This window comes from Pseudomonas sp. T1.Ur (assembly GCF_023516725.1).
GTDB lineage: Bacteria > Pseudomonadota > Gammaproteobacteria > Pseudomonadales > Pseudomonadaceae > Aquipseudomonas > Aquipseudomonas alvandae.
Map to the genome: position 1 here is coordinate 4003642 of NZ_JAMGSN010000001.1, position 17494 is coordinate 4021135.

The window sequence follows — 17494 nt, forward strand, 5'->3', positions numbered from 1 at the left end:
CAGGGCCGTGGCGGACTGGCACGAACGGGTCAGTCGGACAAGCCATCCTGGCTCGCTTCAAATAACGCCATGGCCTCGACATGCGCCGTTTGAGGAAACATATCGAGAATCCCGGCACGTTTTAACCGGTAGCCCTGCTTGATCAGTTCGACCGTATCCCGGGCCAAAGTTGCCGGGTTGCACGATACATAAACCAACCGTCTGGCACCCAGGGACGACAGCTTGCGCACCACCTCGAAAGCACCGTCACGGGGTGGGTCCAAGAGTACCGCAGAAAAGCCTTCGCCGATCCATTCGGCACCCGCCAAAGGCTGGGATAAATCGGCCTGAAAAAAAGCAGTGTTATGCAAATTGTTGCTGAGGGCGTTGGCGGCCGCACGGTCGACCATGGTCTGCACACCCTCCACCGCCACCACCTCGCGCACGCTTTTGGCGAGCGGCAAGGCAAAATTGCCCAGGCCACAGAACAGATCCAACACGCGTTCTTCGGATCGAGGCGCCAGCCATTGCAAGGCCTGGGCGACCATCGCCTCGTTGACGGCGGCATTCACCTGGATGAAATCCCCTGGCCGGTAAGCCAGGTCCAGGCCCCAGGTTTCCAGGCGATAGCCCAAGGACAATCCCGGATCGACCGGTTGCGGCTCGCCTTCGCCATGCAGCCATAACTGGGCTTCGTGGAGGGCGCAGAAATCCTTGAGGAGCGTCAGGTCGGCGTCCGACAGCGGCGCCATGTGCCGCAACAACAGCGCCAGGGATGAGCCGGCGAACAGTTCCACGTGGCCCAATGCCTGGGGTTTGCCCAAGCGGCGAAGCATTTCCGGCAAGCGGCTCATGATCGGCTGCAAGGGCTGTACCAGCACTGGACAGTCGTCGATGGCGACGATGTCCTGGCTGCCGACGGCACGGAAACCGACTTCGAGTTTCTTCGCCTTCTGGTCCCAACGCACCGCCACCCGGGCGCGACGCCGGTAACCGAATTCCGGCCCGCTCAAAGGCTCAGCCCACTCCTCCGGCTCGACGCCCGCCACCCGTGACAACTGCTCGGCGAGCATGCGCTGTTTCAGGGCGAGTTGTTCGTTGTGGGGCAAATGTTGGACGCTGCATCCGCCGCAGCGACCGGCATGGACACACGGCGCGGCACGACGCAGCTCGCTGGCCGAAAACACCCGTTCGGTGCGGGCCTCGACCACTTTGCCGTGGGCACCGAGCACCCGCGCCTCGACCTCTTCGCCAGCCAGTGCACCGATGACAAACCAGGTGCGCCCGTCGACAAAGGCAATGCCACGGCCATCGTTGGCCAGGCGCTCGATGGTCAGACGCTGCTTCTTGCCGGTGGGCACCTGCGGGGCCCGGCTTCCGCCGCTGGGCTGGAAGCGCAAGCCTCTTTCTTGCTTGGCCATCAGTTGGGCGCGTCGAAGATGCCGGTCGACAGGTAACGGTCGCCACGGTCGCAGATGATCGCGACGATCACTGCATTCTCAACTTCCCTGGACAAGCGCAGCATCCCCGCCACGGCACCGCCGGAAGACACGCCGCAGAAGATGCCTTCTTCGCGAGCCAGGCGACGGGTCACGTCCTCGGCTTCGCTCTGGGCCATGTCGATGATCCGGTCCACGCGCTCGGCCTGGTAGATCTTCGGCAGGTATTCCTGGGGCCAGCGGCGAATGCCGGGGATCGCCGAGCCTTCCATCGGTTGCAGGCCGACGATCTGTACGTTCGGGTTCTGTTCTTTCAAATAGCGCGAGGTGCCCATGATGGTGCCAGTGGTGCCCATCGAACTGACGAAATGGGTGATCGTGCCGTCGGTCTGGCGCCAGATCTCCGGGCCCGTCGTGGTGTAGTGGGCCTCGGGGTTGTCACCGTTGGCGAACTGATCCAGCACCTTGCCACGGCCCTCGGCCTGCATGCGCTCGGCCAGGTCGCGAGCACCTTCCATGCCTTCTTCCTGAGTCACCAGGATCAGCTCGGCGCCATAAGCCGTCATCGCGGCCTTGCGCTCGGCGCTGGAGTTGTCGGGCATGATCAGAATCATCTTGTAACCCTTGATCGCCGCGGCCATCGCCAGGGCGATGCCGGTGTTGCCGGACGTCGCCTCGATCAGCGTATCGCCGGGCTGGATCTGCCCGCGCAACTCGCCACGGGTGATCATCGACAGCGCCGGGCGGTCCTTGACCGAACCCGCCGGGTTGTTCCCTTCGAGCTTGAGCAGAAGCGTATTGCTGGTCGCGCCGGGCAGGCGCTGCAAACGAACCAGCGGAGTGTTGCCGACGCAATCGGCGATGGTGGGGTACTGCAAAGTCATGGCGTATTCGCAATCCGGGCTGCGGGGGCGCCTATCATACCGGCAAACCCCGCCAGGCCATATCACGCAAAGTAAGGGGGTTATGGCTTATGGGAATAAGCAAGCGCATACCCAGCCCCCCGGTGCCCGACTTCCCCGGATTGCGGTCCACCTGGATCACGAACCCAGCGTCCGTGAATTTTTACGAAGATCACCCGCCCGCAAATCGCTACACTGCGCAGGTATTGCGTGCCGGATGCGCGCAAAGCTCAATCAGACCGCTGGATGCAGGAGACAAGTGTGCTCAAGAAACTGGGAATCAAAGGCCGCGTCCTGTTGCTGACCCTGTTGCCGACCAGCCTGATGGCGCTGGTCCTGGGCGGCTATTTCACCTGGGTGCAGCAAGCGGATTTGCACGCCCAGTTGCTGCAACGGGGCGAGATGATCGCCGAACAGCTGGCCCCGCTGGTTGCGCCGGCGATGAGCCGGCATGACACCGATCTGCTGGAGCGCATCGCCACCCAGTCCCTTGAGCAAGCGGACGTACGCGCCGTAACCTTCCTCGCCCCCGACCGCTCGCCCCTGGCCCATGCCGGCCCGACCATGCTCAACCGCGCGCCCGACGGCAACAGTACGCAGTTGCTGCAACGCACCGGTAACGACGCGACGCGTTACCTGCTGCCGGTGTTCGGCAAGCACCGCAACCTGGCGGGTGAACTGATTCCCGAGGAAGCCGACCGCCTGCTGGGCTGGGTCGAGCTGGAGTTGTCCCACAGCGGCATGTTGCTGCGCGGCTATCGCAGCCTGTTCGCCAGCCTGTTGCTGATCGCCGCCGGCCTGGGATGCACCGGGCTGCTGGCCTTGCGCATGGGTCGTACCATCAATCGCCCGCTGAGCCAGATCAAGCAGGCCGTGGCGCAGCTCAAGGATGGCCACTTGGAAACCCGCCTGCCGCCGCTGGGCAGCCAGGAACTGGATGAGTTGGCGTCGGGCATCAATCGCATGGCCGGCACGTTGCAGAATGCCCAGGAAGAATTGCAGCACAGCATCGACCAGGCCACCGAAGACGTGCGCCAGAACCTGGAAACCATCGAGATCCAGAACATCGAGCTGGACCTGGCGCGCAAGGAAGCCCTGGAGGCGAGCCGGATCAAATCCGAATTCCTGGCAAACATGAGCCATGAAATCCGCACGCCGCTGAACGGCATCCTGGGTTTCACCCATTTATTGCAAAAAAGCGAACTGACCCCGCGCCAGCTTGACTACCTGGGCACCATCGAAAAATCCGCCGACAGCTTGCTGGGGATCATCAACGAGATCCTCGACTTTTCGAAGATCGAAGCCGGCAAGCTGGTGCTCGACAACATCCCGTTCAACCTGCGGGACCTGTTGCAGGACACCCTGACCATCCTCGCCCCCGCCGCCCATGCCAAGCAGCTGGAATTGGTGAGCCTGGTCTACCGCGACACGCCGTTGTCGCTGGTGGGCGATCCGCTGCGCCTCAAGCAGATCCTCACCAACCTGGTGAGCAATGCGATCAAGTTCACCCGCGAAGGCACCATCGTCGCCCGCGCCATGCTCGAAGACGAGCATGAAGACAGCGTGCAATTGCGCATCAGCATCCAGGACACCGGCATCGGCCTCTCCGCCCAGGACGTACGGGCGCTGTTCCAAGCCTTCAGCCAGGCCGATAACTCATTGTCCCGGCAACCCGGCGGCACGGGGCTGGGCCTGGTGATTTCCAAGCGGCTGGTGGAGCAGATGGGTGGCGAGATCGGCGTGGACAGTACCCCCGGCGAAGGCTCGGAGTTCTGGATCAGCCTGCGCCTGCCCAGGACCCGGGACGACGCCGAGGACTTGCCCGGCCCACCGCTGCTGGGTCGACGCGTCGCCGTCCTGGAAAATCATGAGCTGGCGCGCCAGGCCTTGCAGCACCAACTTGAAGATTGCGGCCTGCAGGTCACGCCGTTCAATTCGTTGGAAAACCTGACCAACGGCGTCACCGTGGCCCACCAGACCGACCAGGCCATCGACCTGGCCGTGCTCGGCATCACCAGCAACGACATGCCGCCGGAACGCCTCAACCAGCACATCTGGGACTTGGAACACCTGGGCTGCAAGGTCCTCGTGCTTTGCCCGACCACCGAGCAGACGCTGTATCACCTCTCTGTTCCCAACCCACACAGCCAGCTCCAGGCCAAGCCCGCCTGCACCCGCAAGTTGCGCCGCTCGCTGTCCGACCTGGTCAATCCGCGCCCATTGCGCAACGAACCCAACGAACCGGCGCCCAGCCGTGCCCCCAAAGTGCTGTGCGTGGACGACAACCCGGCCAACCTGCTGCTGGTGCAGACCCTGCTCGAGGACATGGGCGCCCGGGTGCTTGCGGTGGAAAGTGGTTACGCAGCGGTCAAGGCCGTGCAGAAGGAAACCTTCGACCTGGTCTTGATGGACGTGCAGATGCCCGGCATGGACGGTCGCCAGAGCACCGAGACGATTCGCCAGTGGGAAAGCGAGCGGCACTGCTCGCCGCTGCCGATCGTCGCCCTCACCGCCCACGCCATGGCCAACGAGAAACGCGCCTTGCTGCAAAGCGGCATGGATGACTACCTGACCAAGCCCATCAGCGAGCGGCAACTGGCCCAGGTCGTGCTCAAGTGGACCGGCCTGGCCTTGCGCAACCAAGTGCCGGACCGAGGCTGGGACGGCCATGGCAGCGGAGAGCTGCTGGTACTCGATCACGAAGAAGGCTTGCGGCTGGCCGCGGGCAAGGCCGATCTGGCAGCAGACATGCTGGCTATGCTGCTGGCCTCGCTGGAAGCCGACCGCGAAGCGATTCGCCAGGCCAGCGAAGCCAACGATCACAACGCCCTGATCGAACGGGTCCACCGTCTGCACGGTGCCACGCGCTATTGCGGCGTACCGCAATTGCGCGCGGCCTGCCAGCGCAGCGAAACCCTGCTCAAACAGCAGGATCCCAAAGCGGCGGCGGCCCTTGAGGACCTGGAGCGCGCCATCGATCGCCTGGCCAGTGAGGCGCGTATCAGTGCCTGATCCAGGGCAATACCCTGGAAATCGGAATCACTGAAAATCCACGCTCCGACCCCGGACTGTAGGAGCTGCCGAGGGCAACGAGGCTGCGATCTTTTGATCTTTTGATCTTTTGATCTTTCGCTTGAGATTCAAGTGTTCTGGGAAAGATCGCAGCCTCGTTGCACTCGGCAGCTCCTACGCAGCTCCTACGCAGCTCCTACGCAGCTCCTACGGTCCTACGGTCCTACGTTCCTACGGGCTTGTTTTTTTGCCAGGAGGCCGCCATGCGCGCCATTCTTTTCAGCAGCCAGACCTATGACCGCGACAGTTTCAGCAATGCGCCCGTACCTGCCAACCTGAAGCTGCAGTTTCAACCCGCACGCCTGAACCTCGACACCGTGGCCCTGGCCGAACGGCACGAGGTGGTGTGCGCCTTCATCAACGACGATCTCAGCGCCCCGGTGCTGGAACGTCTGGCTGAAGGCGGCACGCGGCTGATCGCCCTGCGTTCGGCCGGCTACAACCATGTCGACCTGCCCGCCGCCAAACGCCTGGGATTGAGCATCGTCCGGGTGCCGGCCTACTCGCCCCACGCCGTGGCCGAACACGCGGTGGCGTTGATCATGATGCTCAACCGATGCCTGCACCGGGCCTGCAACCGCACCCGGGATGGCAATTTCAGCCTCAACGGGCTGACCGGTTTCGACCTGGTGGGCAAGACGGTGGGCGTGGTCGGTACCGGCCAGATCGGCGCGACCTTCGCCCGGATCATGGCCGGCTTCGGCTGCCAGTTGCTGGCGTACGACCCTTATCCCAATCCCCAGGTCGAAGCCCTGGGCGTCCGGTATGTGCCCTTGGATGATTTGCTGGCGCATGCGCAAATCGTCAGCCTGCACTGCCCACTCAACGAACAGAGCCGACACCTGATCAATGCCCGCTCCCTGGAAACCCTGCAGCGCGGCGCGATGCTGATCAACACCGGTCGCGGCGGCCTGGTGGACACGCCGGCGCTGATCGAAGCGTTGAAAAGCGGCCAGTTGGGGTATCTGGGACTCGATGTCTACGAGGAAGAAGCCCAACTCTTCTTCGAAGACCGCTCCGACCTGCCGTTGCAGGACGACGTTCTCGCACGGCTGCTGACCTTTCCCAATGTCGTCGTGACCGCGCACCAGGCCTTCCTGACTCGGGAAGCCTTGGCGGCGATCGCCACCACCACCTTGGACAATATCGCGGCCTGGGCCGCCGGCGCGCCGCAGAACCTGATAGCCAACTAGCCTCCCTGTGGGAGCGAGCCTGCTCGCGAATACGGTGTGTCAGCTGACATCATTGCCGACTGATATACCGCTTTCGCGAGCAGGCTCCCACAAGGGATGGATGGAGTTTCGTCGGCCAGCCTTTCATCGAGTCCATGCCCAAGCCATGCCCCGTGCTAGCATGTCGCGCCTATTTGGAGGACCCATGGCCGAACACGATTTCCGCTACACCCTGATGAACCCACAGCACACCTTGACCGAGGTCCGCGCCCTGGCGCCGGGTCGCTACCAGGTCACCGGCAACGGCGGTTCGATCCAGGCCAACGATGTATTGCTGGTTACCCTCAAGGGCAGCAAGGACCTGTCCATGCGCCTGACCGTGGACACCGTTCGCCATCTGCTCAAGCCGATGGGCCAATGGACTGCCATGACCACCGGCCCGGTGTTCGGTGAACTGGCAATCCACACCTGGCAGGTCAATTGCGACCGTTGCGCCAAGGAACTGAGCTTCGAGTTCGCCGTCGATGCCAAGCTTGGCACCAAGGCCCAGAAGCCAGCCGCTACTGCGCGCATCGCCGAGTTGGGCTGGACGACCGTCGGCGAAAAACACCTGTGCCCTCAATGCCAGGAAGCCGCTTGATGAAACGCCTGGTCCTGGCCGCGCTGATCGGCACCGGCCTGCTGGGTTGTGCCGGCGAGCCGGTGCAACTGCAGCAAAACCGCAGCTACATCCTTGAATGGATCGGCGAGCGGCCGTTGATGGACTACAGCCACCTGACCATCACCCTCGGCGATGATGGCCGGGCCTATGGCAATGCCGGCTGCAACCACTGGTTCGCACCGTATACCCTGGAAGGCCATCGGTTGAGTTTCGGCAAGGTTGGCAGTACCCGCAAACGCTGCGCCCCGGCGGTCATGGAGCAGGAGACCCGTTTCCTGCAGGCGCTGGAGAAGGTAGAGCGCTGGGACGTTTCGCCCATCGAACAGATGCGTTTCTGGCCCGCCCAGGGCAAGCCGCTGCGCTGGTGGTTGGAAGAAGGCTGAGGCTCGCGGCCAGGACTCACTCCCGCTGGACTGCACCGTAGGAGCTGCCGAAGGCTGCGATCTTTTGATCTTTTGATCTTTTGATCTTTCGCTTGAGACTCAAGTGTCTTGGGAAAGATCAAAAGATCGCAGCCTTCGGCAGCTCCTACGGCTCCTACAGTGCCTGCAACGCCTCAAGCCTGGCCATCACCCCCGCCGCCGTCTGCTCGCCCAGCAACTGCTCACGCACCTTGCCTTGGTTATCGATGATGTAGGTCACCGGCAGTCCTTCGCTGCGTGGAAGGTCGAAGATCTCGGCCGGGTCACGGGCCAGCACGGTGAAATGAATGCCCATCTTGTCGCTGGCACTCTTGAGTTCCTCGCCCTGTACCTGATCGAAGTTGACGCCGAACACCCCCACGTTCCGTCCCTTGAGCTGTTCGGCCAAGGCATTGAATTCCGGAATTTCAGTGCGGCATGGCGCGCACCACTCGGCCCAGTAATTGAGCACCACCCATTGTTTGTCCAACCGTTGCGAAGCAATGGGCTGGCCGTGCTGATCCACGCCGTAATCGTTTCCACAGCCGGCGAGCAATAAAATGCCGATGAATGTCATTGCCGCCGCCAATCGCCTTGTCATGTGCCAATCCTTGCCTGAAATGTGAACGCTGGCCGCCCATCAGGTGCTAGGCGCCTCGCTGCACAGTAGAATAGCCGCCACCTTACGCAAGATGCGACCCGCTCATGACTGATCTGACGCTTTATCACAACCCGCGCTGCTCGAAATCCCGCGGTGCGCTGGAACTGTTGGAAGCCCGTGGCCTGGCGCCCACCGTCGTCCGCTATCTGGAAACCCCGCTGGACGCCGCGCAGCTCAAGCGCCTGCTGGGCAAGCTCGAAATCGGCGCGCGACAATTGCTGCGCACGGGCGAGGACGAGTACAAGACCCTGAACCTGGCCGACGAAAACCTGGCCGAGGACGATCTGATCGCCGCCATCGTCGCCCACCCGAAACTCATGGAACGGCCGATCCTCGAAGCCGGTGAAAAAGCCGTGATCGGCCGTCCGCCGGAGAAGATCCTGGAGATCCTGCCGTGACTGCGCCGTACATCCTGGTGTTGTATTACAGCCGCAGCGGTTCCACCAACGAAATGGCCCGGCAAATTGCCCGGGGCGTCGAGCAGGCCGGGCTGGAAGCCAGGTTGCGTACCGTGCCGGCGATTTCCACGGAATGCGAAGCGGTGTCGCCGGATATCCCGGAACAGGGCCCGCTGTACGCCACGCTCGATGACCTGAAGCACTGCGCCGGCCTGGCCTTGGGCAGCCCGACCCGTTTCGGCAACATGGCCGCGCCGCTCAAATACTTCCTCGACGGCACCAGTAACCTCTGGCTGACCGGCGCCCTGGTGGGCAAGCCGGCCGGCGTGTTCACCTCCACCGCCAGCCTGCATGGCGGCCAGGAAACCACGCTGTTGTCGATGATGTTGCCCCTGCTGCACCACGGCATGTTGATCACCGGCCTGCCCTACAGCGAATCAGCCCTGATCGACACCCTGGGTGGCGGTACGCCCTACGGCCCGAGCCATCACGCCGGCGCCGACGGCAAAAGCGGCTTGAACGCCCATGAAGTCGAGCTGTGCAGGGCCTTGGGCCTGCGCCTGGCGAAAACCGCTCTATTGCTGGAGAACGGCCGTGGCTAAAAAGCCCAAGATCCTGCCGCCCATCCACTGGCTGGAACCGCGCGTACGCATCGCCCGCACGCTCAGCCTGCTGTGCTTCTTCGGTTTGGTGGGGTTGCTCAGTGCGTACTACCTGCTGATCGCCGACCTGCACGGCGCGCGCCCTTGGGTGATCCTGCTGATCGAGCTGGTGCCGCTGTTGATCCTCGCGCCAGGCATGCTCATCGGCAGCGCCCGCGGGCATTCCTGGATGTGTTTCGTGGTGAATCTGTATTTCATCAAGGGCGCATTGGCCGCGTACGACCCGAACCGGCAGTGGTTCGGCGTGCTGGAAATGGCGGCGAGCGTGGCGGTGTTCTGCTCGGCGTTGCTGTATGTGCGCTGGCGGTTTCAGTTGAATCGAAGGTTGGCGGGCGAGGGAGAGATCTCCGTCGCCTGATACACCGCTATCGCGAGCAAGCTCGCTCCCACACTGGGTTTTTGAACGCTGAAAATTCCCTGTGGGAGCGAGCTTGCTCGCGATGGGCGCTACGCGGTCTCAATGATTCACTGTGTAAGCCAGCATCATCGATATCTGCGACATCGGCCGCCCGCCACTTTCTTCATGCCACTGGTTGAAAGCATTCTGCACCGTCGCCAGGTCCCGCTGGCTGGTGGGGACTTTGTCGATGATGTCCTGGGCATTGAGCGCCGCCACGACGTCATAACTGGTCGAAAAGGTATCCTTGTCCATCATTCGCAGGAAACGCGGTGCCGACTGGCCGCCCAGTTGATGGCCGTGCTTTTTCAGGTAGGTCCACAGGCCGACGATGTCAGTCACCGGCCAGTCGGCGACCAGCGCGCCGAAACTACCCTTTTCATGGGCCACGTCCAATATCATCTGCGCGTTGCGCGGCACACTCTTGAGCTTGCCCAGGTGGCGGATGATCCGCGTATCCTGCATCAATCGCTCCAGGTGCTCGGCACCCATCAGCACGACTTTCTCCGGGTCGAACTTGAAGAACACCTCTTCGAACGCCGGCCACTTGGCGTCCACCAGGCTGTGCTTGAGCCCGGCGCGGAAGACCCGCAGGGCCATGGTCGAGAGGTAGCGGTCGTCGCTGATCTTGCGCAGTTGCGCCGGGGTCTTGGGCACCGGCAGACGGGCTTCCAGTTCAGCCGCCGAACCGAAGCGGTTCAGACAATACTCGTGCAGCCACTTGTAATCGCGCATGCCCTCTCCTGGGGTCGGAAACGAAAACGGCGCTCTAAGTGGCCTGTATGGCCCGTTCTGTTAGTCAACTTCGGCGCCAGGAGCCCATATCCTGCGTTGCTGCTCCTCGCCATAGCGGGCTATGACTCGTCACAGCGCCTTGGCTATGGACTTCTGGCATCCGAAGTTGAACTAACGAACAGGCCACACAGGCCACCGCGCCGTGAAGAAAAAAGGTTGGAGCCGTCAGAGATTCACCACATTGACGAACCGCGGCGTGGCGTTTTCATCGATGCGCAGGTTGGTAAAATCGAACAGGTTGCGGTCCGCCAGTTGCGACGGGATGACGTTTTGCAAGCCGCGGAAAATGCTCTCGGTACGCCCCGGAGTCTTGCGTTCCCATTCCTGGAGCATCTCCTTGACCACTTGGCGCTGGAGGTTTTCCTGGGAGCCGCACAGGTTGCAGGGAATGATCGGGAATTGCTTGAAATCCGAATAGGCCTGGATGTCCTTCTCGTTGCAATAGGCCAACGGGCGAATCACCACGTTGCGCCCGTCGTCGGCACGCAGCTTGGGTGGCATGGCCTTGAGCGAGCCGTTGTAGAACATGTTCAGGAAGAACGTCTCGACGATGTCGTCGCGGTGATGACCCAGGGCCATCTTGGTCGCGCCGATCTCGTCGGCGAAGGTGTAGAGCGTCCCGCGGCGCAGGCGTGAGCACAGCGAGCAGGTGGTCTTGCCCTCGGGAATCAGTTCCTTGACCACCGAATAGGTGTCTTTCTCGACGATGTGATATTCCACGCCCAGCGACTCGAGGTAGGCCGGCAGCACATGCTCGGGGAACCCGGGCTGCTTCTGGTCCATGTTCACCGCGACGATGTCGAACTTGATCGGTGCAACCTTCTGCAGATACATCAGCACGTCGAGCAAGGTGTAGCTATCCTTGCCGCCGGACAGGCAGACCATGACCTTGTCGCCGTCCTCGATCATGTTGTAGTCGGCGACCGCCTCACCGGCCAGGCGGCGCAGGCGCTTTTGCAGTTTGTTCTGGTTGACCGTAAGAGTGCCCATGACGCGAAATCCGTGAGGTGTGACGAAAGGCCGGCATTTTAGCTTTTCAAGCAGCGGCAAGCTACAAGCCACAAGCTGCAAGCCGGGCGCGGCGCTTCTCCTTGCAGCTTGCGGCTTGAGGCTTTTAGCTATCAGCCGTCTCGCCTACAGCGCGATTTGCTCTAAGCACGCTATCCCCCTGACGGCCACTCCTTCCTATACTGCGGCATAAGGTCGCACACACTTACAGACCTTAACTTACCCGGCCACTTGGCCCGTAGGCGCTCCGTTGGGGGGCGATGGCAATAACAAAGGAGTGACTGACTATGATCCATCATGTCGTGGGGCTCTTTACCCACCCTGATCAAGAATGGAAAGAAATCCGTGGCGATCAGGAGGAAAGCATCAGCCACATGTACCTCACCCACACGTTGATCCTGGCGGCCATCCCGGCGGTGTCGGCGTTCATCGGTACCACGCAGGTGGGATGGGTCATCGGCAATCGTCCACCGGTCATGCTCACCCAGGAAAGCGCGCTGTGGATGACCATCATGTCCTACCTGGCCATGTTGGGCGGCGTGGCGGTGATGGGGGCGTTCATTCACTGGATGGCCCGCACCTATGACGCCAGCCCGAGCCTGGCCCGGTGTGTCGCGTTTGCCACCTATACCGCGACGCCATTGTTCATTGGTGGCCTGGCGGCGCTCTATCCCCACATGTGGCTGGGGATGATCGTCGGCACTGCGGCGATCTGCTACACCGTCTACCTGTTGTACGTAGGCCTGCCGACGTTCATGAACATTCCCCAGGACGAAGGCTTCCTGTTTTCCAGCTCGGTGCTTGCCGTGGGCCTGGTGGTGCTGGTGGCTATCATGGCGTTCACGGTGATTGTCTGGGGGCTGGGCGTGGGTCCGGTCTATACCAATTGAAGGATTGAGGCTCTCCAACAAAAAAACGATCTGCCACCACAGGCCGCCGCAAGGCGGCCTTCCTCTGTCTCGGGATCTGCCGGGACGACCACTGGGCACCTGGGCGATTCGCAACGGCCAGCGCTTGCGGCATACTCGCCTTTCTGGAGACCCGTAAAGCATGCTCGAGCAACTCAATACCCGCGTCGAAGAGTGTTACCAACAAGCCGAATCCTTTTTCAAACGTCCTTTCAAGCGCCCGGTGGTCAGCCTCAAGTTGCGCGGCCAGAAAGCCGGCGTCGCGCATTTGCATGAAAACCTGCTGCGCTTCAACCCACAGCTGTACCAGGAAAACGCCGAAGACTTCCTCAAGCAGACCGTTGCCCACGAAGTGGCGCACCTGATTGCCCATCAGCTATTTGGCGACCGTATCCAGGCCCATGGCGAGGAATGGCAACTGATCATGCGTGGGGTCTACGAACTGCCACCCAACCGTTGCCACACCTACGAGATCAAACGCCGCACCGCGACCCGCTACATTTATAAATGCCCGTGCGACGGCAGCGATTTCCCGTTCACGGCCCAGCGCCACCGCCTGGTGCGTCAGGGGCGGCGGTATTTGTGCCGCAGTTGTCGCAATACCTTGGTGTTTAGTGGGGAGACGCGGGTCGAATAGTGCTTTTTGTAGTGTTTGGACTGGCCTCATCGCGAGCAAGCTCGCTCCCACACTGGATCCGTGACCGACATTAATCCCCTGTGGGAGCGAGCTTGCTCGCGATAGGGCCCTGACGGTCGCTACACAACCACCCTGTCACTGCGAAATTGATTGATCCGCTCCGCACTGAACCCCAACGCCCCCAATACCTGGTCCGTATGCTCCCCCAGCCTCGCGCCGATATGCCGCGGCCCGGGCAGCCCTTCGGAAAACTTCAACGGACAGGCGATCTGCGGCTGTCGCGAGCCATCACCACGGGGCACTTGGGTGACCAGGTCCCGAGCTTTCAACTGAGGATGCTCAAGCGCCTCGTCCAGCCCCAGCACCGGCTCGACGCAGGCATCGACCTTGGCGAACATCGTCCGGAGCTCAGTGAAATCGTATTTTTCGAATTCGGTCTGCAGCTCCCGTTTCAGCAGGTGTTGTTGCCCAGGCTCGGACGACAATCCCTGCGCTGCCAGCTCCGGTCGCCCCAGCGCTTCGCACAATGCCTGCAGGAAAGCCGGCTCCAGGCTGCCCACCGACATCCAGCGGCCATCGCGGGTGCGGTAATAATCATAAAAGCTACCGCCGTTCAGCACGTGATTTTCCCGCGCCGGCTCCACGCCGCAAGCCAGGTAACCGGCACCGGCCAAGGCATTCAGGCTGAAAACGCAATCGGTCATGCTCACGTCCAAGTGCTGGCCCTGCCCGCTCTGCTGACGGGCGATCACCGCCGCCAAAAGCCCGATCACCCCATGCAGCGAACCGCCAGCGATGTCTGCCGCCTGGATCCCCAGCGGCAACGGGCCGCTGTCGGCACGGCCGGTATGGCTGGCCAGACCCGCCAGGGCCAGGTAGTTGATGTCATGGCCGGCGCGGTCCTTGTAGGGCCCCGTCTGGCCGTAGCCGGTGATCGACACGTAGATCAGCCGCGGATTGATCGCTTTCAGCGCTTCATACCCCAGGCCCAACCGCTCCATCACACCGGGGCGGAATTGTTCCAACAGAATGTCATGGTCGGCCAATAGCCGTTTGATGATCTCCAGCGCCGCCGGCTGCTTGAGGTCCAGCGCCAGGCTGCGCTTGTTGCGGTTGAGGTAGGCATGGCTGGCCGAGACGCCCTGGTCGTGGGGCGGCAGGATCCGCAGCAGATCCGGACGGTCCGGCGATTCGATGCGCAGCACCTCGGCGCCCATGTCCGCCAGCAACAGCGAGGCGAACGGCCCTGGCAATAGGGTCGAAAAATCCAGAACCTTGAGCGATGCCAATGGACCTTGCATGGAAGATCTCCGCTTTGAATGTGCATCCAAGACTAGGCAGGGGCTGGCGGTGGGGCAATTACCAAGGGAAGCGTTTGGGCTGAGAATTATGCTCAGCGCAACTTCATGGTGGCGAGGGAGCTTGCTCCCGCTGGACCCTGGAGGAGCTGCTACGTGGAAACTGCATTGGAGCTGCATTGGAGCTGCGTAGGAGCTGCGTAGGAGCTGCGTAGGAGCTGCCGAGTGCAACGAGGCTGCGATCTTTCCCCAAACGCTTGAATCTCAAGCGACAGATCAAAAGATCGCAGGCTACGCCAGCTCCTACAGGGCCCAGCGCCAGTCTGCCGATAAATAGCGCCCAACGAAAAACCCGCCGAAGCGGGTTTTTCGTGACAAGCCGAAGATTACTTCACGGGCACTGCGGTATCAGCCGCTGCAACCACGTCGTCTTCTTCACGGACATCGGAGATGCCACGGCCACCGGAAGCCAGTTCGGTCTGCAACTGGTCTTCGTCCAGCTCCTTGACCCACTTGGCGACCACGATCGTGGCAACGGCGTTGCCCACCAGGTTGGTCAGGGCGCGGGCTTCGGACATGAAGCGGTCGATGCCCAGGATCAGTGCCAGGCCGGCCACCGGCAAGGTGCCCACGGCCGACAGGGTGGCCGCCAGCACGATGAAGCCGCTACCGGTCACGCCAGCCGCACCTTTGGAGGACAACAACAGCACCGCCAGCAGGGTGATCTGGTGAGTCAGGTCCATCGGGGTATCGGTGGCCTGGGCGATGAACACCGCGGCCATGGTCAGGTAGATCGAGGTACCGTCGAGGTTGAACGAATAGCCAGTCGGGATCACCAGGCCAACCACGGATTTCTTGGCACCCAGGCGCTCCATCTTGATCAGCATGCGCGGCAGGGCCGATTCCGAGGAGGACGTGCCCAGCACGATCAGCAGCTCTTCACGGATGTAACGGATCAGTTTGACGACGCTGAAGCCATGGGCGCGGCAGATGGCGCCCAGCACCACCAGCACGAACACCACGCAGGTGATGTAGAAGCAGATCATCAGCTGGCCCAGTTGCACCAGCGAACCGACACCGTAGGCGCCGATGGTGAAGGCCATGGCACCGAACGCACCGAGCGGCGCCAGCTTCATGATCATGTTGATGATGATGAACATCACGTGGGCGAAGCGATCGATGAAGTCCAGCACCGGCTTGCCGTAGGCACCCAGGCGATGCAGGGCAAAACCGAAGATCACCGAGAACATCAGCACTTGCAGGATGTCGCCGTTGGCGAACGCACCGACGATGGTGTTCGGGATCACGTTGAGGATGAAGGCAATGATGCTCTGGTCTTTACCGGCAGAAATGAAACCGGCGATCTTGCTGGTGTCCAGGGTCGACACGTCGATGTGCATGCCGTTGCCCGGTTGCACGATGTTGACCACGACCAGGCCGATCAGCAGGGCGATGGTGGAAACGATTTCGAAGTACAGCAGCGCGTAGCCGCCGGTCTTGCCGACCGATTTCATGTTCTGCATGCCAGCGATGCCGCTGACGACGGTGCAGAAGATGATGGGGGCGATGACCATCTTGATCAGTTTGATGAACCCGTCACCGAACGGCTTGAGGGCAACGCCGGTCTGCGGGTAGAAGTGACCGAGCAAAATGCCGATGGCAATGGCTACGATCACCTGGAAATACAGGGATTTGTACAGTGGCTGACGAGTCGTCATGGCAAACCTTCCTCAAGAGTCCCGTGTGACAACATCCACCTGTTGTCCACGACACCTCAATTGCGAACCCTCCTGCACTGGAGGGATTTGTTTTGTCGGCTGCACGCGGCAGACCTGCACAGGGCATCGCAAGGCCCGTGCCATTTTGAGGAAATGCCCTACAACCCCCGTTGCAGAACGCTTTTGTTTATTCGTCGTCGGTTAAACAGGCGAAGAAGGATGGCGGATTTCCGCCAAGACGCCGTTTCTCACTCCTGGATTTGGCGGATATCCGCCTTGTCCAGCCCGGACGCCCTGCTACCATCGCCGGCTTAACGGACGGATTTGAGCCATGCGCCAACGCACGATCGCCAGCCACTTCGCCCGCGCAGCCCTGGGCGGCGCGCGCCGGCACGGGTTTGACTACTTTCCCCTGCTGCAACAATTGGGCATCAGCCCGGAACTGCTCGACGAACCGCGAGCGCGAATCGCCCCGGAGCAGTTCGCCCGGCTGTTGCAGGCGCTATGGGCGGATCTGGAGGATGAATTCCTCGGATTTGGCCGGGCCGCGAGTAAACCCGGGACGTTTGCCATGATGTGTCACACGTTGATCCACTGTCGGACCCTGGGCAAAGCCCTGCAACGCGGCCTGCTCTTCTACAGCCTGTTTCCCGATGCACCGAGCCTGGTACTGGACACCGAAGGAGAACGGGTCCGGTTGAGCCTGGATGAGTCGACGCTGCGCGATCCCGATCATTTCCTGACAGAAAGCCTGCTGGTCATCTGGCATCGCCTCGGCAGTTGGCTGATCGGCCAGCGAATCGGCCTGGAGCAGGCGACCTTCAGCTATGCCAAGCCTGCCCACGGCGCGGAATACGACCTGCTGTTCCCCTGCCCGCTGGTATTCGAGGCTCGACGGACCAGCCTGTTGTTTCACGGGCGCTACCTGGACATGCCGCTGCTCCAGGACGAGCGAACGCTCAAGCATTTTCTCGAGCGCTCACCTGCCGACCTGCTCTCGCGCCCGGATGATGGCCGCAGCCTGAGCAGCCAACTGCGCCGCCTGCTCAGCCGCGACACGGCGCACTGGCCCGACCTGGACACCGTCGCCGCGCATCTGCACATCAGTTCCCAGACGCTGCGCCGGCACCTACGCGAAGAAGGCACCAGCTTCCAGGAGCTCAAGGATCAACTGCGGCGGGATATCGCCATCTACCATTTGGGACGGGCGGATCTGTCGTTGCAGCAGATTGCCGAGCAGCTCGGGTTCTCGGAGCCGTCGGCGTTTCATCGGGCGTTCAAGAAGTGGACGGGGGTGACGCCGGGGGCTTATCGGGAGTTGGAAAACTGATGGGGGATATCCCACTTCTGTGGTGTGCTGCCCTGTGGCGAGGGGATTTATCCCCG

The 17494-nt window shown here is 61.9% G+C and carries 17 protein-coding genes; 10 read left to right on the forward strand and 7 right to left on the reverse strand.

Going from position 1 to position 17494, the window contains the following annotated elements; genetic code table 11:
- Nucleotides 1-29 precede the first annotated feature (29 nt).
- Nucleotides 30-1400, reverse strand: coding sequence for a 23S rRNA (uracil(1939)-C(5))-methyltransferase RlmD (gene rlmD / locus M8Q45_RS17800; protein ID WP_249875794.1), 1371 nt, complete (start codon nt 1398-1400; stop codon nt 30-32).
- Complete coding sequence (cysM, locus tag M8Q45_RS17805; RefSeq protein ID WP_039591907.1) at nt 1400-2302, reverse strand: cysteine synthase CysM; 903 nt, start codon at nt 2300-2302, stop codon at nt 1400-1402. The genes rlmD and cysM overlap by 1 nt, the downstream gene beginning before the upstream one ends.
- 279 nt (nt 2303-2581) lie before the next feature.
- Here cysM and M8Q45_RS17810 point away from each other — a divergent pair, with 279 nt between their 5' ends.
- From M8Q45_RS17810 to M8Q45_RS17825, 4 genes are all read left to right on the forward strand, one after another.
- On the forward strand, nt 2582-5332 hold the full coding sequence (locus M8Q45_RS17810) for a response regulator (protein ID WP_249875795.1): 2751 nt from the start codon (nt 2582-2584) through the stop codon (nt 5330-5332).
- A 263-nt stretch (nt 5333-5595) separates the two neighbouring features.
- Nucleotides 5596-6585 (forward strand): 2-hydroxyacid dehydrogenase, encoded by a 990-nt coding sequence (locus M8Q45_RS17815; protein WP_249875796.1) that lies wholly within the window; start codon nt 5596-5598, stop codon nt 6583-6585.
- Between the two features lie 184 nt (nt 6586-6769).
- Nucleotides 6770-7204: a hypothetical protein gene (locus tag M8Q45_RS17820; protein ID WP_030142411.1), complete on the forward strand. Its 435-nt coding sequence runs from the start codon at nt 6770-6772 to the stop codon at nt 7202-7204.
- Nucleotides 7204-7608 carry an META domain-containing protein gene (locus tag M8Q45_RS17825; RefSeq protein WP_249875797.1) on the forward strand — a complete coding sequence of 135 codons (405 nt, stop codon included), beginning with the start codon at nt 7204-7206 and terminating at the stop codon, nt 7606-7608. The genes M8Q45_RS17820 and M8Q45_RS17825 overlap by 1 nt, the downstream gene beginning before the upstream one ends.
- Nucleotides 7609-7762: 154 nt before the next feature.
- Here M8Q45_RS17825 and M8Q45_RS17830 read toward each other — a convergent pair whose 3' ends face one another.
- Entirely contained in the window at nt 7763-8227 is a 465-nt protein-coding gene (locus M8Q45_RS17830; RefSeq protein WP_249875798.1) for a TlpA disulfide reductase family protein, read from the reverse strand.
- 104 nt (nt 8228-8331) lie between these two features.
- Between M8Q45_RS17830 and arsC the strand changes: the two genes are divergently transcribed.
- Genes arsC through M8Q45_RS17845 form a run of 3 tightly spaced genes read left to right on the forward strand, consistent with a single transcriptional unit; the run spans nt 8332 to nt 9705 of the window.
- Nucleotides 8332-8685, forward strand: a complete 354-nt coding sequence (gene arsC, locus M8Q45_RS17835) for an arsenate reductase (glutaredoxin) (protein WP_249875799.1) — start codon at nt 8332-8334, stop codon at nt 8683-8685.
- A complete protein-coding gene (gene wrbA / locus M8Q45_RS17840) occupies nt 8682-9287 on the forward strand; it encodes an NAD(P)H:quinone oxidoreductase (RefSeq protein ID WP_249875800.1) in 606 nt (201 codons plus the stop codon). The genes arsC and wrbA overlap by 4 nt, the downstream gene beginning before the upstream one ends.
- Nucleotides 9280-9705, forward strand: coding sequence for a DUF2069 domain-containing protein (locus M8Q45_RS17845; RefSeq protein ID WP_249875801.1), 426 nt, complete (start codon nt 9280-9282; stop codon nt 9703-9705). Before wrbA ends, M8Q45_RS17845 begins: the two co-directional genes overlap by 8 nt.
- A 99-nt stretch (nt 9706-9804) precedes the next feature.
- On the opposite strand, the gene M8Q45_RS17850 is transcribed toward M8Q45_RS17845, so the two are convergent.
- The gene (locus M8Q45_RS17850; RefSeq protein WP_249875802.1) at nt 9805-10479 is read right to left on the reverse strand and encodes a DNA-3-methyladenine glycosylase I; all 675 of its coding nucleotides are present in this window, start codon (nt 10477-10479) and stop codon (nt 9805-9807) included.
- 225 nt (nt 10480-10704) lie between these two features.
- Nucleotides 10705-11529, reverse strand: a complete 825-nt coding sequence (gene ttcA / locus M8Q45_RS17855; protein ID WP_249875803.1) for a tRNA 2-thiocytidine(32) synthetase TtcA — start codon at nt 11527-11529, stop codon at nt 10705-10707.
- 305 nt (nt 11530-11834) lie between these two features.
- On the opposite strand from ttcA, the gene M8Q45_RS17860 reads away from it, so the two are divergent.
- Together M8Q45_RS17860 and M8Q45_RS17865 are read left to right on the forward strand one after the other, a co-directional pair.
- On the forward strand, nt 11835-12437 hold the full coding sequence (locus M8Q45_RS17860; protein ID WP_030142419.1) for a Yip1 family protein: 603 nt from the start codon (nt 11835-11837) through the stop codon (nt 12435-12437).
- A 160-nt stretch (nt 12438-12597) separates the two neighbouring features.
- A complete protein-coding gene (locus tag M8Q45_RS17865; RefSeq protein WP_030142420.1) occupies nt 12598-13092 on the forward strand; it encodes a SprT family zinc-dependent metalloprotease in 495 nt (164 codons plus the stop codon).
- A gap of 119 nt (nt 13093-13211) precedes the next feature.
- Here M8Q45_RS17865 and M8Q45_RS17870 read toward each other — a convergent pair whose 3' ends face one another.
- Nucleotides 13212-14393, reverse strand: a complete 1182-nt coding sequence (locus tag M8Q45_RS17870) for a CaiB/BaiF CoA transferase family protein (RefSeq protein WP_249875804.1) — start codon at nt 14391-14393, stop codon at nt 13212-13214.
- A gap of 383 nt (nt 14394-14776) precedes the next feature.
- A complete protein-coding gene (locus M8Q45_RS17875) occupies nt 14777-16108 on the reverse strand; it encodes a dicarboxylate/amino acid:cation symporter (protein WP_249875805.1) in 1332 nt (443 codons plus the stop codon).
- 331 nt (nt 16109-16439) lie between these two features.
- Here M8Q45_RS17875 and M8Q45_RS17880 point away from each other — a divergent pair, with 331 nt between their 5' ends.
- Entirely contained in the window at nt 16440-17438 is a 999-nt protein-coding gene (locus M8Q45_RS17880; protein WP_249875806.1) for an AraC family transcriptional regulator, read from the forward strand.
- Nucleotides 17439-17494: the final 56 nt, after the last annotated feature.